The organism is Psychrobacter pulmonis, from assembly GCF_904846465.1.
GTDB lineage: Bacteria > Pseudomonadota > Gammaproteobacteria > Pseudomonadales > Moraxellaceae > Psychrobacter > Psychrobacter faecalis.
In genome coordinates, this window is sequence record NZ_CAJHAT010000001.1 from 1 (window position 1) to 16,239 (window position 16,239).

Annotated in this window: 12 protein-coding genes, 2 tRNA genes and 1 rRNA gene; 8 read left to right on the forward strand and 7 right to left on the reverse strand. The window is 43.4% G+C overall.

All coding sequences use genetic code 11. The annotated features are described in order from the left end of the window. The first annotated feature begins 3 nt into the window (after window positions 1–3). The 8 genes from rrf (at window position 4) to JMX70_RS00040 (ending at window position 6,670) form a co-directional block, all read left to right on the forward strand. A 5S ribosomal RNA gene (gene rrf, locus JMX70_RS00005) occupies window positions 4–118 on the forward strand. A 252-nt stretch (window positions 119–370) separates the two neighbouring features. After that, window positions 371–544 carry a hypothetical protein gene (locus JMX70_RS00010; protein WP_201588546.1) on the forward strand — a complete coding sequence of 58 codons (174 nt, stop codon included), beginning with the start codon at window positions 371–373 and terminating at the stop codon, window positions 542–544. A gap of 86 nt (window positions 545–630) precedes the next feature. Beyond that, entirely contained in the window at window positions 631–978 is a 348-nt protein-coding gene (locus JMX70_RS00015) for a hypothetical protein (protein WP_201588549.1), read from the forward strand. A gap of 541 nt (window positions 979–1,519) precedes the next feature. Further along, entirely contained in the window at window positions 1,520–1,927 is a 408-nt protein-coding gene (locus JMX70_RS00020) for an OsmC family protein (RefSeq protein WP_201588552.1), read from the forward strand. Window positions 1,928–1,950: 23 nt separating this feature from the next. After that, on the forward strand, window positions 1,951–2,415 hold the full coding sequence (locus tag JMX70_RS00025; RefSeq protein ID WP_201588555.1) for a flavodoxin family protein: 465 nt from the start codon (window positions 1,951–1,953) through the stop codon (window positions 2,413–2,415). 12 nt (window positions 2,416–2,427) lie between these two features. Next, window positions 2,428–3,078: a DUF938 domain-containing protein gene (locus tag JMX70_RS00030; RefSeq protein ID WP_201588558.1), complete on the forward strand. Its 651-nt coding sequence runs from the start codon at window positions 2,428–2,430 to the stop codon at window positions 3,076–3,078. A gap of 457 nt (window positions 3,079–3,535) precedes the next feature. Continuing rightward, the gene (locus tag JMX70_RS00035; protein WP_201588560.1) at window positions 3,536–5,623 is read left to right on the forward strand and encodes a catalase; all 2,088 of its coding nucleotides are present in this window, start codon (window positions 3,536–3,538) and stop codon (window positions 5,621–5,623) included. A gap of 264 nt (window positions 5,624–5,887) precedes the next feature. After that, window positions 5,888–6,670: an MBL fold metallo-hydrolase gene (locus tag JMX70_RS00040; RefSeq protein WP_201588563.1), complete on the forward strand. Its 783-nt coding sequence runs from the start codon at window positions 5,888–5,890 to the stop codon at window positions 6,668–6,670. A gap of 96 nt (window positions 6,671–6,766) precedes the next feature. Here JMX70_RS00040 and JMX70_RS00045 read toward each other — a convergent pair. The 7 genes from JMX70_RS00045 to leuS all read right to left on the reverse strand — a co-directional run bounded on the left by JMX70_RS00045 (window position 6,767) and on the right by leuS (window position 16,035). Next, a tRNA-Lys gene (locus JMX70_RS00045) sits at window positions 6,767–6,842 on the reverse strand. Window positions 6,843–6,998: 156 nt separating this feature from the next. Next, window positions 6,999–7,074, reverse strand: a tRNA-Lys gene (locus JMX70_RS00050). Between the two features lie 365 nt (window positions 7,075–7,439). Next, window positions 7,440–9,434 (reverse strand): MacB family efflux pump subunit, encoded by a 1,995-nt coding sequence (locus JMX70_RS00055; RefSeq protein ID WP_201588566.1) that lies wholly within the window; start codon window positions 9,432–9,434, stop codon window positions 7,440–7,442. Between the two features lie 100 nt (window positions 9,435–9,534). Beyond that, window positions 9,535–10,932 carry an efflux RND transporter periplasmic adaptor subunit gene (locus JMX70_RS00060; protein WP_191692458.1) on the reverse strand — a complete coding sequence of 466 codons (1,398 nt, stop codon included), beginning with the start codon at window positions 10,930–10,932 and terminating at the stop codon, window positions 9,535–9,537. A 326-nt stretch (window positions 10,933–11,258) separates the two neighbouring features. Further along, window positions 11,259–12,338: a DNA polymerase III subunit delta gene (locus JMX70_RS00065; protein ID WP_201588569.1), complete on the reverse strand. Its 1,080-nt coding sequence runs from the start codon at window positions 12,336–12,338 to the stop codon at window positions 11,259–11,261. Between the two features lie 162 nt (window positions 12,339–12,500). Beyond that, the gene (locus tag JMX70_RS00070) at window positions 12,501–13,220 is read right to left on the reverse strand and encodes an LPS-assembly lipoprotein LptE (protein ID WP_227671098.1); all 720 of its coding nucleotides are present in this window, start codon (window positions 13,218–13,220) and stop codon (window positions 12,501–12,503) included. Between the two features lie 97 nt (window positions 13,221–13,317). Next, entirely contained in the window at window positions 13,318–16,035 is a 2,718-nt protein-coding gene (gene leuS, locus JMX70_RS00075; protein WP_227671099.1) for a leucine--tRNA ligase, read from the reverse strand. Window positions 16,036–16,239: the final 204 nt, after the last annotated feature.

Here is a 16,239-nt window from a genome sequence, read left to right on the forward strand (position 1 = left end):
TTTGCTGACGACAATAGCATGATGGCACCACCTGATCCCTTCCCGAACTCAGAAGTGAAACATCATCGCGCCAATGGTAGTGTGGCCCCGGCCATGTGAGAGTAGGTCATCGTCAGCTCTCTATTCCGATTACCCCCTTACGTGAATGCGTAAGGGGGTTTTCTTTGTTTGGGTTTTTTAAAAACCATCAATTGTAATAATGATGGCTCTGTCTACTATCTTTAGACTATCATCATGAATTCTAGTTTCTATAAACATAGGTTTAGCTTGCCCTATAATAATGATACAGTTACCTATATGATAGATACTTACCTTTATTGAGTATTCATATTTAACTGTAATTAAGCTAAACACTAATGGAGTTCGAATTATGAGTAAAAAGAGCAAAGCAACTGTGACCGTTCTAATGCTTTTATTATCAATTAATGCTTTTGCTGGAGTACTTATGCAGCAGTGGACTTCAAATACTGATAGGTACTGCAAATATAGTGATGGTAAGGTAGTAAAAATGAACTTCGGTTCTGTTTGCTCAGTCACAAATTAAAATATAATTTAATCGAATCACTTTCTATCTCTTAATATTGATGAGTTGCTTTTTTCAATATCAATACAGCATTAAGATTAATAACTATGAAAAATATTATTTTACTCTTCCTTTTACTATCTATTTCTTCAATTAGTATAGCTGCTGAAAGACAAGAAGCATGTGTTAAATATCGAAAAGATTTTGGTTGGTCAAAGGGGTATTCTGTCGTTGCGACGGTTATCAGTGGTTCGGATTTAAATTCGGCAGTAGGTAGCTTTTCTCGATTTGAGGCATTTGCGACTTATGGTGTTGTATTTTGGGACAAAGATCAATCTAGTATTTATAAACTTCCTCCTCTATCAATGGGTAGTTTTCCCATATTTGAACAAGAGGTAGAGGATCAGGAAGGCAGAAAATGGAAGGTTAAACAGGGTCATAATTTCTGCTATTAAATGCTTATTAGATAGATTAACTAAGCGCCCACAATCTTGGATATAAAAAGCTGTCCTAGTTATCAAGCTTTTATTATCACCAATTAAAATGAAGTTAGTTTGGATTTTAGAAATAGAGCTTTAGAAGTAGCCAATTACAAAAGAAATTGTTGTCGCGATGTTTGCTGAGCAAGAATCAAGGGTATTAGCTAATACTAATAAAGAGCGTTGGTTTGGTTTTGGTTTAGGGGTTTTGGCATCAATTGTTGCATCATTTTTAATGGGCTATTGGTAACTATGCTATAAGGTCAAGACGTAAGAAACCATAACAAGTAATCAGAATAGTACTAAAAATATTTAGTTTTCTCATTCTTCACTGATTTTAACCAATTATTTTTGCACTACTAATAACACAGTGTAGACAAACTTTTTTCTGAAAATTTATCACTCTAAAACTAATTTTTTTGACTAATTGTTCTAAAGCACATATTCTCAGTAACTGCACTCTTTAAAAGTTTTACATAGCATCTATCCAATAACGATAACTATCAGAGGGAACTATATGACAACCTCAAAAGTAACCTATCAAGGTAACCTACGTACTACCGCCATCCATCTGCAGTCGAACAATGAAATCATCACTGATGCGCCAGTTGATAATCAGGGCAAAGGCGAAGCTTTTTCACCGACTGACTTATTGGCGACCAGCTTAGCCAGTTGCATGTTGACGATTATCGGTATCAAAGCGCGTGATATGGAAATCGACATTGCAGGTACCACAGCTGAGGTGACTAAAATAATGGCTGCTGAGCCAAGACGTGTCAGTGAAATACATGTCGAGATCACTTTTAATCAAGAGTTAGATGACAAGACGCAAAAGATATTTTATAACACTGCGCTTACTTGTCCGGTTGCGAAAAGCATTCATCCTGATATCATTCAAAGAGTGACTATTAATACCAAAAACTAGTAACCTCTATAAAGGTGATTGAAATGGCTAGCAAAACCTTACTTATTGTCGCGCATGCGCCATCACCGAATACCAAAAAACTAGCGCAAGCAGCCTACGATGGTGCCAATCACACCGATATAGATATCAACGTCATACTTAAATATCCTCAAAATACGCAACCTGAAGATGTGTTGGCAGCCGATGCATTATTATTAGGCACGACTGAGAACTTGGCATATATGGCGGGGCTGACCAAAGACTTTTTTGATCGCTGTTATTATCCGGTGTTAGAGAAGAAGCAGGGCATGCCGTTTGCGCTGTATGTTCGCGCAGGTCATGTTGGTACGGGTACCAAACTTGCCATAAAGACCATTACCACTGGGTTGCGCTGGGAATGGATTCAAGAAGCGCTGATTTTACAAGGTGATTGGCAAGAGGTATTTACTGAGCAAGTCGAAGAGTTGGCGATGACACTGGCAGCTGGGGTAGAAGCGGGCATTTATTAATAAGGTATTTTTATGGTTAAGGATAACTTAGGTAATATAATTTCTAATCTACCATTTTCTCAAGCTTGCGAAAATAATCAGCAGCCAATACTAGAAGTCTTACAGCAAGAGTTAAAAAATTCGCATCATGTCTTAGAAGTGGGTTCAGGAACGGGGCAGCATAGTGTCTATTTTGCGCCACGTTTGACGCATTTACACTGGCAGACCAGTGATGTGTACGCCAATCACGCCATTATCAATGCTTGGCATGCTGCGTATCCTGCCCCGAACTTATATGCGCCGCTAAGCTTTGACGTAGCATCTGATTCAATACCGATAAATAAGACTATCAATGCGCCTTACGATGCGGTATTTACCGCCAATACTCTGCATATTATGTCTTGGTCGCTGGTTACTCGATTATTTGAAACGGTTGGTGATATGCTACCTTTAGAGGGTAAGCTCATTATTTATGGGCCCTTTAACGAAAATGGCCGTTATAGCAGTGAAAGTAATCGTCAATTTGACTACAGTCTTCGGCAGCGTGATAGCAACAGCGGCATTCGTGCTTTAGAAGACATCACAGCAGTGGCAGAAAAACAGCATTTATTGCTAATAAATCGCTATAAAATGCCCGCCAATAATGAGATATTGGTTTTTCAGAAGAGCGCTGACATGCCGTAATATTTTAAAAGTATATTTTAAAAACTCACTCCTATCTTCTAAGTCATTCTAATCATATTTATCCGCCAAAACCTTAAAGTCCTTTTTATAGCGTTTAGTCACCCTTCATACATAGCTGCTCATCAGCTTTTTCTGTCTTTATCCTCATCATCATTTCACTATAAAAACGTGTCTGCAAACAGACGTGATTTGGCTGATGCGTAACCAAAAATCAACACGCTTAACGATATATGTGACATACCGACGGCAGATTTTGAGTAATATAATTGATGAGCATTATTAATGCTGTCATGACTTAATGTTTAACAGCTTTCTCATCTATTAAGAAACAATCGCGCTGAACACAGACAATTAAACGACATCTGAAGTCAAAGCTATCTCTAAGGATATAAAACTGTGTTGGTGCTTATTTGGTAGGCTACCTGTAGTCCATTTTACTCATTAGCTAGGATATTTTATGAAGAAGAATATTGATCATACCGACCCCGCTAAAAATATGAATACCGAACGTGGTAATGGCGGTGAAACGCATCAGCGTACCGATGGTGATACAAGAGCGATGACCACTCAGCAAGGTGTTGTCATTTCTGACAATCAAAACTCGCTTAGAGCCAATACTCGTGGCCCCACGTTATTAGAAGATTTTGTTTTACGCGAAAAAATTACGCATTTTGACCATGAGCGTATTCCTGAGCGTGTGGTGCATGCGCGTGGTAGTGCCGCCCATGGTTATTTTGAGCTGACCGAATCATTAGAAGAGTATACGACAGCGAAAATTCTTACCGAAACGGGTAAGCAGACGCCTTTGTTTACCCGTTTTTCTACCGTAGCGGGTAATAAGGGCTCAAAAGATACGCCGCGTGATGTGCGCGGTTTTGCGGTGAAGATTTATACCGAAGAGGGTAACTGGGATATCGTCGGTAATAATATGCCGATTTTCTTTATTCAAGATGCGATGAAATTCCCTGATTTGGTACACGCGGTGAAACCAGAACCAGATCGCGGCTTTCCGCAGGCAGCCTCTGCTCATGATACCTTTTGGGATTTTGTCTCGCTTAGCCCTGAAACCATGCACAATGTCATTTGGCTGATGAGTGACCGCGCGCTACCGCGTAGCTTTGGTATGATGGAAGGCTTTGGTATTCACAGTTATCGTTTTATTAATAAAGATGGCAAGAGCACCTTTGTACGTTTCCATTGGAAACCAGTCCTTGGGGTACAATCGCTGATTTGGGATGAAGCAGTCAAAATCTCGGGCGCCGATCCTGATTATAATCGCCGTGATTTATTTGAAGCGATTAATAATGGCGATTATCCAGAGTGGGAGTTCGGTGTTCAGTTATTTACTGAAGAAGAAGCCAATGAGTTCCCATTTGATCACTTAGACGCGACCAAACTGATTCCAGAAGAATTGGTACCCGTGCGCATCGTAGGTAAAATGGTACTCAATCGCTATCCAGATAACTTCTTCTCTGAGACTGAGCAAGTGGCTTTCTGCCCATCGCATTTGCCACCGGGCATCGACTTTAGTAACGACCCATTATTGCAAGGCCGCTTATTTAGCTATCTAGATACGCAGCTGTCGCGTTTGGGATCACCAAACTTTGCGCAGATTCCGATTAATGCGCCAAAATGTCCGTTTGCAAACAATCAGCAAGACGGTCATATGCAAATGCAAATACCGAAAACTCGTACTCTGTATGATCCACAAAGTTTAGATCCTGAGCGCCCACGTGAAAGCGTAAAAAAAGGCTTTGAGTCGTTCCATGAGCAGTTGGATGATGGCCTTAAAGGTCGCGTACGCGCTGAAAGCTTTGCGGACCATTATAGTCAACCGCGTATGTTTTACCGTAGCCAGACGCCAGCTGAGCAAGCTCATATCGCTTCTGCTTATGCGTTTGAGCTTGGCAAAGTAGATACCCCGCATGTACGAACACGAATGCTTGGTCATTTAGTGAACATTGACGAAGACTTGGCAAATCGTGTGGCAACGGCATTAGGAATGAAACTACCAGAAGCAATAGAACCAGCAGCGCCAGTACAAGATTTGCCAACCTCTGAGCTATTACAAACCATTGGTCGTACGCCAAAGAGTTTAAAGGCACGAATGATTGGGATTTTAGTCGCAGAAGGCTCAAAGCATAGTGAGATTAAGAAATTTGAAGAGGCGGCTATGGCAGAGGGCGCTCGCGTTAAGATTGTGGCACCAAATAAAGAAGTCACTTTAGATGATGGCACTATCATACAAGCCGATGAGCGTGTCGCTGGTGGTCCGTCAGTCATGTTTGATGCGGTGGTGAGTATCATCATGCCTGACCAAGCGAAGAAGCTGGCTAAAGACAGCGCAACGTTGGATTGGTTCAATGATGCTTATGTGCACTGTAAAGCGATTGCTTATTGCGGTGCGACCGATGAGTTTATCTTAAGTAAACTACCCGTTGAAAAAGATGCGTTTGTGACGCCACTCGCTGAGCTTGATAGCTTTATTGAAAATGCCAAATCACGCTTGTGGGAGCGTGAGCCAAAGGTACGCGACTTGGCTTAATTGACATTTAGCTTATTAACTCCCTCTTGTAATAATAAAAAACTCAGCCGCTGCGCTGGGTTTTTTATTGGGTAACGTTTTAAATATCCTATCAATGCGTTATCAGCGATTTATCTCTAGTCACAAGCGTTCACTCAAAGACATTTATTTTAGGATAGCGAGCGTTATACTAAAGGACAGGTTTTTATCGTATTAGCAATAAAATTAATAAATCATTTGTGAATAAATCATAGGAATGACAAGAAAAGCGGTCAAGGAAGATAAATGAGTTTATGTCAAATTGTACGTTTGGATGGCTATATTCAAAGTAGCTATCTGGCGGTTTATCCAGATAAGTTAATGCTATTGGACGGCGGTTGTCGCCCTGATGTGGTGCTAGTGTTGGGTTATATTAAAGATACGCTAAAGCGTCCTATTACTGATTTAAAAGTAGTGGTCGTTACTCATATGCATCCAGATCATGCCGGCGGCGCGCATAAGCTTAGAAAAGCCACTGGTTGCTTGATTGTCTCGGCTGCTAGAGACACGCAGTGGTATAGCGGCATCGGTGGGCAAGTCATGCATTTGATAGATTTGGGCCTGGCTCACTATGTGGCCAAGCGTCAAGGACGTCCTTTTAAAAGGCTCTGGTATCCTGCGCATTTGCAGCCTGATTTGACCGTTAGTGATGGCGATACCGTGCCGCATTTTGATGATTGGCAGGTGTTTGAAACGCCAGGGCATACAGATCGTGATTTGTCTTTATTCCATCTGCCAAGTCGACAAGTTTATACCGCCGATTTAATCATCAAGCTGCGCCATAAGTTTGTCGCGCCATTTCCTATTTATGATCCCAAAGTTTATATCCAGTCGCTACAAAAGGTAAAAGACTTACAACCGTCTAATGTCATGATGGCGCATGGCTATGAGTTGGGTATCGATGCTGCAACTTTTGATCGGCTGATTGCACAAGCGCCTAAGCGTCGGCGCACCATCAAAGATACCATTAAACATAAATTGCTTTGGCGCCAAGATGATGGCTTTAGCCTCCGTAAGCGTAAACGTTGAAAGCTAAAAACGTTTACGCTATAAACTAAAGCTTCACCAAAATAAAAAGAGCATAAAAAAAAGCCCAATCATTAAATGATTGGGCTTTCTTAAATATGGTGGGCCGACCGCGACTCGAACGCGGGACCAATTGATTAAAAGTCAACTGCTCTACCAACTGAGCTATCGGCCCTGAGAAGCGTTAAAAAATTGCATGACAATTTTAGCTTCGCAAGATAAATTTCCTTAAAGGAAAATTTATTAAAACTAGACATCAAAAACAATGTCTTTAAACTTATTACGTTACTACCGGATAGGGTAGCATACATGATAAGCATCATACTAAATATGGTGGGCCGACCGCGACTCGAACGCGGGACCAATTGATTAAAAGTCAACTGCTCTACCAACTGAGCTATCGGCCCTGAAGAGTGTATAAAAAAAGCATTGCTTTTTTAGCTCTACAAGAGAGTTTTAATTATTAATTAAAACTCTTAAAGCTTAATTTCTTTCATATTAAAGAATCAATATCAAAAGAGGCAATAAGCTTGTTTACCCGTTTAGATTATTTGTATCTCTAAACGTGAGAGCACATTATATATATAATTATGACAATTACAACCCCGAATGCTAAAAAAAGTGCAAATCGGTGTAAATTAATCCTATTTTCTTAAGTTTAAGCGTTAACTGTCTTTTAGACACCTTAGAATTTTATAAAAATTACGTTTCGAGCACTATTTTTGCCCTTAATTTTTAATATTGATCTTTAATAATTGGTCATAAAATTATTCTAATCTCTAGATAGTGCTTCTACGGGATCTAATTTGGCAGCGTTACGAGCGGGCAAAAAGCCGAAAACAACCCCAATCAGCGTCGAGCAAATAAAGGCGGCAATAATAGATGTTGGTGAATAAATGACTTGGAAGCTGTCACCACCAACACGATTGATGATTTCACCGATGGCAAACGCCAGCCCAATCCCCAATAGTCCGCCTAAAATACAGACCAAAACGGCTTCAATGAGAAACTGCTGCATGATATCGCTTTGACGCGCTCCAACGGCCATACGTACGCCAATCTCATTGGTGCGTTCGGTCACTGATACCAGCATGATGTTCATGACGCCAATACCGCCGACGATTAGCGAGATAATAGCGATAGAAGATATCAGCAAGGTCATTGTTGCGGTGGTCGCTTCAATGGTTTGGCGAATCGAGTCTGAGTTACGGATGCGAAAATCATCGGTGCCATGCCGACCTATCATAAGCTCAGAGATAGCAGCTTCAGCGGCGGCAGAGGAGATATTGTTATCAATCAGCGCGACAAAGCTTTCAATATAAGCGCTGCCTATCAGCCGCGACATCATGGTAGTGTAGGGCATATAGAGCGTAGGCGAATCAACGCTACGACGAAAGCCGCCATCGTTTGGCTCTAAGACGCCAATAACGCGCCCAGGAACGCTGCCTATGAGTAAGACTTCGCCAATCGGATTGGCATTGTCGGGGAAAAAGGTTTTATTGGCATTATCATCGATAATGATATCTTGGGTACGGCGTAGGATACTTTGTTCATCAAAACCTTGACCTAGAGCTAGTTTTTCACCGCTGACATCAAGATAGTCTTTACCAACGCCGCTGATACTGGCGGCTTCTTGGATATTACGATAGCGGACGTTCATATTGCTATTGAGCTGCGGGCTGACACTGACCACATACGGCTGGTCAGCGACCGCTTGGGCATCTTGCGGGGTTAGATTGTCATCGTTGTACTGCCGCCTAGGGTCGCCGTAGGGGTAGCCATCGGTGACGGTGATGGTATTGGTACCTAAAGAGCTGATATTGGACAATATCTGCTCTTGTGAGCCTTTACCGAGACCGACGACTGATACCACCGATGCAATACCAATAATAATCCCTAACATCGTCAATAAGGTGCGCATTTTATGGGCGCGCATGGCAAGCAAGGACATTTTAAACGCTTCAAATAAGCGGTCGATAAAGCTGCTAAAGACGCTTTTACGGTGCTTATCTATGACAGCCGCTGGCTGTGGTTCTGCATGTTGATAATCGTCATTTTTATAATCAGCGATGATATAACCGTCTTTGATTTCGATAACACGCTCAGCTTGGGCGGCAAGGCTAGGGTCGTGGGTGACCATGATGATGGTATGACCTTGGGCGTTTAAATCTTTGAGGATTTGGACGACATCTTCGCCCGATTTACTATCAAGCGCACCCGTTGGCTCATCGGCTAAGATGATATCGCCGCCATTCATTAGTGCCCTTGCGATAGAGACACGCTGCTGCTGCCCACCTGAAAGCTGACTTGGACGATTATTTACCTTGTCGCCCAGTCCTAAGTCTGACAATAGCTTTTCGGCACGCTCGCTGCGTGCTTGCCCATCCATCCCCGCATAGACTGCTGGTACAGAAACGTTGTCGCGGGCGTTGATGTCACCCAATAAATGATAGCGCTGAAAAATAAAACCAAAGTGCTCACGGCGTAGTTTTGCCAGCTCATCGGCATCTAGGCGACTGACCGATTGACCAAATATTTTATAGTCGCCCGCCGTCGCTTGATCTAAGCATCCCAAGATATTCATCAAGGTGGATTTGCCTGAGCCCGATTGACCAATGATAGCGACCATCTCACCTTGGTTGATGGTCAAATTGATATCATGTAAGACGCGAATGGTCTGCTCACCAGCTGGAAACTCTCTAATCAAGCCTTTGACTTCCATCAAAGGCTTGCCAGTGGCATTAAGCGTCAGGTCTTGATTACTCATTTGCTATCCTGCTTATCTCAAATCTTAAGTCATTATCAAAGCCAAAGTTGATGTACTGCTGGCGTCGATTTATTTAAATATTCTTAGCAAACTTTAAATACTAGAAGGGTCGACCGCCTCTGCCACCTTTACTGCCTTTGCCTTTATCAGCACCTTCCTCGCTTAATATAACTTCATCACCTTCTTTTAGACCGCTTAATATTTCCGCATTAACTCGGTTATTGATACCGACTTTGACCGTTTGTTCAACGACTTCACCATCGGCTTTAAGGACACGTACCATCGCCATGGTTGCACCAGAGTCATTATCTGGGCGAGAGTTATTATCACCACTTGCGGCAGTATTAGCAGTAGCTGCGCCCTTTTTAGCATTGCCAGACTTGCGAGATTTACCGGCAGGCTGCAGGGCAGCAGAAGGAATAAGTAGCGCGTCTTTTGCTTGGTTGATGACGATATAAACTTGCGCGGTCATATCGATACGAAAGCGGCGTTCGGTATTAGGGACTTCAATATAACCGACATAGTAGATAGCGGCATCGGTCGAGCTGGTGTCGCTGATTTTCTCAGGAGCGGGTTCGATTGCTTTGAGGGTCGCGTCGTATTTTTGGTCGGGATTGCCGATGATATTAAAATAAACGGGCAAGCCTGCTTTGACGTTAATAACGTCGGCTTCAGAGATTTGCGCATTGATACGCACGGTGGATAAATCCGCTAAGGTAACGATGGTTGGCGCAGTCTGATTGGCGTTGACCGTCGTCCCTTGCTCAGTGGTCACCGATACCACTGTTCCTGACATCGGCGCACGGATGGTGGTATAGCTTAAATCTTCCTGCGCAGTGCTAACGTTGGTTTGAGATTTACGTAATGCTGCCTGTTGGCTGTTGATATTGGCCTCAGTTGTTGCAATCGCTGCTTTTGCGGTATCGATAGCAGCGCGGGCATTGGCGACTGATGCTTGTGCGGTGGCAACTTTGGTCGCTTGCGTATCGTAATCTTGCTGTGATATGGCATCGATAGCCAGTAAACCTTGCAAGCGTGAGAAATCTGCTTGTGCTTGCTTTAATTCAGCTTGACGGCTGGCAAGATCCGCCTGTGCGCTTTTTAGACTCGCTTGACGGCTTAGCGACTCGGCACGCGCGCTTTGTAACGCCGCTTCACTTTGCTCGAGGCTCGCTTGCTCATTACTTAAATTATTCTTTTGCGTCACCTGATCAATCTGCGCAATTAAATCGCCTTTTTTGACTTCATCGCCGACGTCGACAAACAGCCGCGTCACTTCACCAGATACCTGCGCACCCACATCGACGGTATTTAACGCCTTTACTTTACCCGATGCCATGACGTTATTTTCGATATCGCCAATCTCAGCGGTCGCCGTTAGATAGTTGGGTGTGGTGTCTTTTGGTTTAAAGGTTTTGTAGGCTAAAGCCCCTAAAGCTACGATGACAAGGGCAATGACGCCCCATTTAATAGCAGACTTTTTGCTCATTTTGCGCATGACAACAATCCAATCACAGTTAAATCAAGTGTAGCTATAGTAGAGGCTTGGCGACCAAAAGGGAATGGCAATTAGTTTGCGAAACGTTAAGAGGAAGAATTGTAGCGGTAATAATTATTAAATTTTAAACAAAAAAATAACCCTATACAGAGGGTTAAATAAGAAAAAGTGATGAGTTGTTTAATAATAAATGCTTTAGATTATGACGCGGGACAGGAAGACGTTTTTTTTGCTTGCTGTGCCTACGCCGACAGAGGCTGCAAAAAACTCATTCCTATCCCGCTATCTGCTTTTTTATTGAAATCTGTATATGCTTGCCTGATCATTTAATGTGCTTTAAACAGACGTTGCCCTGATAGCTCAAGCGCTGCTTGTAATAATAATTCCCACGCTGGTTGGCGCACCAAACCCTTAATCGCTTGGTCACATTTATAAAGCAATGCTGGCCAAGTGGCCGTTTGAGCTTTTGAGTGGCGGCGGCACGCTTGCTGATATAGGCCTTGTTTGCTACGCCAAATGCCAAGTGCTTGCGGGTCTTGGCCGTCTATTAGCTGCATAATCTGGCGCATGTCTTTACTAATCGCCCATAAAACCAAAGTGGTTGGTTCATCGGTGGCTTTAAGTTGAAAGATAATTTTGGCAACTTGGGCGCTATTGCCAGCAAGCATGGCATCGGATAAATCGAACACGCTAAACTGCGCATCACTGACCAATGCCGCTTGTAAATCATTAATATCTAATGCCACGTTTGTCAGAGGCTGGCTAGAAGGGTTTTCATGACTAGTATTTTTACTATCAACCTCTGCCATCAATTGCGGCGCAAATAAATACGATAGCCGCCACAAGGTTTGATAGGCACTAAGCAGATGATGTTCGGTATGTGACATCAAGAGTTGCCAAGCTTCTTGCGATAAGGTTAAGCCAAACTGCTGGGCTTGTATCTGCAATAACTGCTGACGTTGTTGCTCGTTATACAAATTGCAGTCAATAACGTGACCATATTGCGCAAATGGCGCAAACCATTTGCTGGTTTGAGCGCGTTTATCCTGCTTTGGCGTGAGCCATAACAAGCTATGACTATGCGCTCCTGTTTGTGCATCGACGGCAAAACGTTCTAGCTCGGCAATAACGGCTTTATCAGGTTTATGGTTACCCGTGACAATCAACGCACTAGCATCATCGAATAAAGACTGACTGCCAAGCTCTGACAATACTTCCTGCCAGCTCTTTACTGACACCAGCTCAATACGTTTAATGGCGTAATTCTGCGCGCGCCAATGCGGACGCAGCGCATCGATAAGCCATTGACTGAGTAAGGGCTCATCACCGTGTGCCAGCCACAAGCCTGCTACTGCAACGGAAGGTTGTAGCAGTTTTGGATAAGCTTGTATAAAAGTATCTTGCATAGAGAGAATGACACAAGGTTATGAATAGGGGAGTAACGCTGCCATTATTTAAAAAAGTACTTTAAAAAAAGAGCACTTTAAATAAAGGCAGCGTTAGTAAGGTTATGTTTTAACAATGATATTGTTAAAACATGAATGTTTAAAAATGAAAAAATAGCAACCTTAAGATTGCGGTACGATAACAGCAGTAGATGCTGAACCTTTACCATTTTGCATAGCTGGTTTGCCACTGTTAGGGGCAATCTTAGGCAGCGCAATCGCCACATATTGATCGGTAATTCGGCGCGCTAAACTGTCGTAAAGCCAATCACGAATTTGCTCGCCCTGCTGATCATCGGTACTCACCGATGCCTCATTATATTGATAGCTGCGCTCAACTTGGATAGGGTTGGTCAGTGTCACAGGTTTGCCATTCTCTACGCTTTGATAGCTGACATCAGCTGACATCACCAAGCGAATCTCTGTCAAGACACCAACCAGCTCATAACGCTTAAAACGGACATTATTAACTGTAATTGCTGCAATGGTTTCTGCGCCCGCTTTTTGGTTATTGCTGGCCACATCAGCCAAGGTCATATTATCAATAACCTCAACACCCAATGATTGTAGACGCCGTGTTAGGGGACGTTTCAATGGAAACGAGGTGCGATTATCTTCGATAATTACCGCTGTCTTAGCAACATCAAATAGCATGGGTGCATCATAGCCGCGTAGCTGAAAACCGCAACCACTGAGACTGGCACCTGCACCCAATACCGCAAATATTGGCAAAGCTGTCAGTAGCGCTGTTAGCAGTTTTTGGGTGCCTGATTTACGAATCATGCTGCTTTTTCCGTCTGATTTTGCTTGATGTGCCTGCAAAGCTCGGTGCTTATACGACATAATCGCTATCCTTATTTTGATAAGAAGACCTAAGAAAGAGAGTTTGAAAACGCCATGATTGAAGTCACAGCGTTTAAAAGCCCAATCCTTAAAAGATCTAGCCTGCAACCACAATATTAACCAGTTTGTTCGGTACGACGATTTCTTTTTTAATCTCGCCTGTAAGGAATTTTGCCACGCCTTCAAGCGCTTTTGCTTGCGCTTTCAGCTGCTCAGGATCGCTATTAGGCGCGACATCCATTTTACCGCGCATTTTACCGTTAACCTGCACCACCATCGTAATCATATCTTGCACTAGAGCGCTTGCATCGACTTCTGGATAGTTTAGGGTGACGGTATCCATTCCTAACTGCTCAAGCAAATGCTCACCGATGTGTGGCGCGTATACCGATAGGATAATCAATAAATCAATCAGTGCTTCATGCTGGACTTGCAGGTCTTGCTCACTGTTTGCTTTAAAGTTACTCAGCTCGTTAGCAAGCTCCATTAGGCTAGAAACTGGCGTATTGAGTGCTAGGCGTTTGCCCAAATCACTATCAATCTTACCAATCGTTTCATGGGTTTTACGGCGTAGGGCTTTTGCTTCTTTGCTTAAGTTATCCGTATTGAGTGCTTCATTATTTAGCGTATCAAGATTTAAATTTGCGTCGGCAAGTGCTTGCATATGCTCGGTCGCAATACGCCAAACTTTTTTCACAAAGTTATAAGGACCTTTTAATGCATCGTCTGACCATTCTAGCGTTTGGTCGGCAGGCGCAGTAAATAGGGTATAAAGGCGCACGGTATCCGCGCCATATTTATCAATGGTAATCTGAGGATCGACACCGTTGTTTTTTGACTTCGACATCTTTTCGATTTTACCAATCGTCACTGGCTGACCGTCTGATTTTAAAATGGCTTTAATCGGCTGACCACGCTCGTTAAAGTCAATATCGATGTCTTCGGTAAAGTAATAAGTGGTACTGCCATCGCTATTCACGCGGTAGAACGTGCCGGCAAGTACCATACCTTGGGTCATTAGATTGGCAAATGGCTCATCACCTGAGACCAAGTTTTCATCGCGCATCAGTTTATGGAAGAAGCGTGCATAAAGTAGATGCATAACCGCATGCTCGACACCGCCGATATATTGGTCAACCGGCAACCATTTATTGGCAGCAGATTTGTTGACCATATTGGTCGTATCGTGTGGGCTGGCAAAGCGCGCATAGTACCAGCTTGATTCAACAAAGGTATCAAAGGTATCGGTTTCACGCTCAGCAGGATTGCCGCATTTAGGACAAGTGGTATTGACAAATTCTGGGATGTTTTTTAGTGGATTACCACGACCGTCAGGGACGACGTCAGTTGGCAAGACCACTGGCAAATCTTGCTCTTCAACCGGCACCGTACCGCAATGCTCACAGTTGACCATTGGGATAGGGCAGCCCCAATAGCGCTGGCGAGAAACACCCCAGTCACGTAGACGGTATTGGATTTTTTTCTTCGCCAGTGCTTGTGGCTCAAGTTTAGCTAGCATCGCTTCAAACGCTTGCTCAAAATCTAGACCATCAAATTCGCCTGAATTGACTAAGGTATTGCGTTCGGTGTAAGCACGATTGCTCTCAGTATCATTCGCTTTGGCGTCTTCTTCTACCTTATCAAAATAGCCAGCAGGAATGTCAATCACTTGCTTAATTGGCAAATTATATTTGGTGGCAAACTCGTAATCGCGCTCATCATGAGCAGGAACCGCCATCACCGCACCTGAGCCATAGCTCATCAGTACATAGTTGGCAACCCATACAGGCACTTCTTCGCCAGTCAATGGATGAGTGACGGTAAGACCCGTATCCATACCGATTTTTTCGGCTTTAGCCAAATCAGCTTCAGCAACCGAGCCTTTTTTGCAAAGGGCACAGAATTGGGCAATCGCTTCATCTTGTTCAGATGCGTATTGTGCCAACGGATGCTCGGCCGCGACTGCGACATAAGTCACACCCATCAAAGTATCAGGACGAGTCGTGAACACATCTAAGGTATTGGTTTCGCCAGCCAGCTCATAAGGGAAATGGACTTCCATACCGGCACTACGGCCAATCCAGTTACGCTGCATGGTTAGCACTTCAGATGGCCAGTGACCTTCTAACTGGTCTAAATCATCAAGCAGCTCATCAGCATAATCGGTGATGTTAAAGTAATACATTGGGATATCGCGCTTTTCGACTGCTGCGCCACTACGCCAGCCTTTACCATCGATGACTTGCTCATTGGCTAACACGGTATTGTCGACCGGATCCCAGTTGACGGTGGCAAGCTTTTTATAAACCAAGCCTTTTTTGTATAACTGCAAAAACAACCACTGCTCCCACTGATAATACTCAGGGCTACAAGTGGCAAATTCGCGTGACCAATCAATAGACAAGCCAAGCAATTTAAGCTGCGCGCGCATACTGTCAATATTGGCAAACGTCCATTCGGCAGGCGGTGTTTGATTGGCAATCGCGGCGTTTTCTGCTGGCAGACCAAAACCATCCCAACCCATTGGCTGCATGACTTCATAGCCTTTTAGGCGATAATAACGGCTCAGTACATCAGAGATCGTATAGTTACGCACGTGACCCATATGCAGCTTACCGCTTGGGTAAGGGAACATCGACAGCATATAGCGACTTGGTTTGTCGCTTGGCTCATTACTGACTTCAAAACGCTTGTCAGTTGCCCATTTGGCTTGCTGCGCCGCTTCAATCAGTTGTGGCTGATACTGGGCGTTATTGATAGAAGTATTATTGGTATGGGTAGTATTAGCAGTTTCTGCTGTCACGGCGTTGCTCATAGTTGGCTCGGAATAGGTTATTACAGATAAATTGGGTAAAATTTTACAATGCCATAGCATAGCGTAATTTGGCAAAAATTGCGACGATATGATAGAGCGTTTACTCACCGTAAAGGCGATAAACCTGCAAAGTAAATACGCTTATGATTGTTTTCGTCTTCATAAACCAAATGCTCATCACTGTTAGGTATAATAAACAAAATA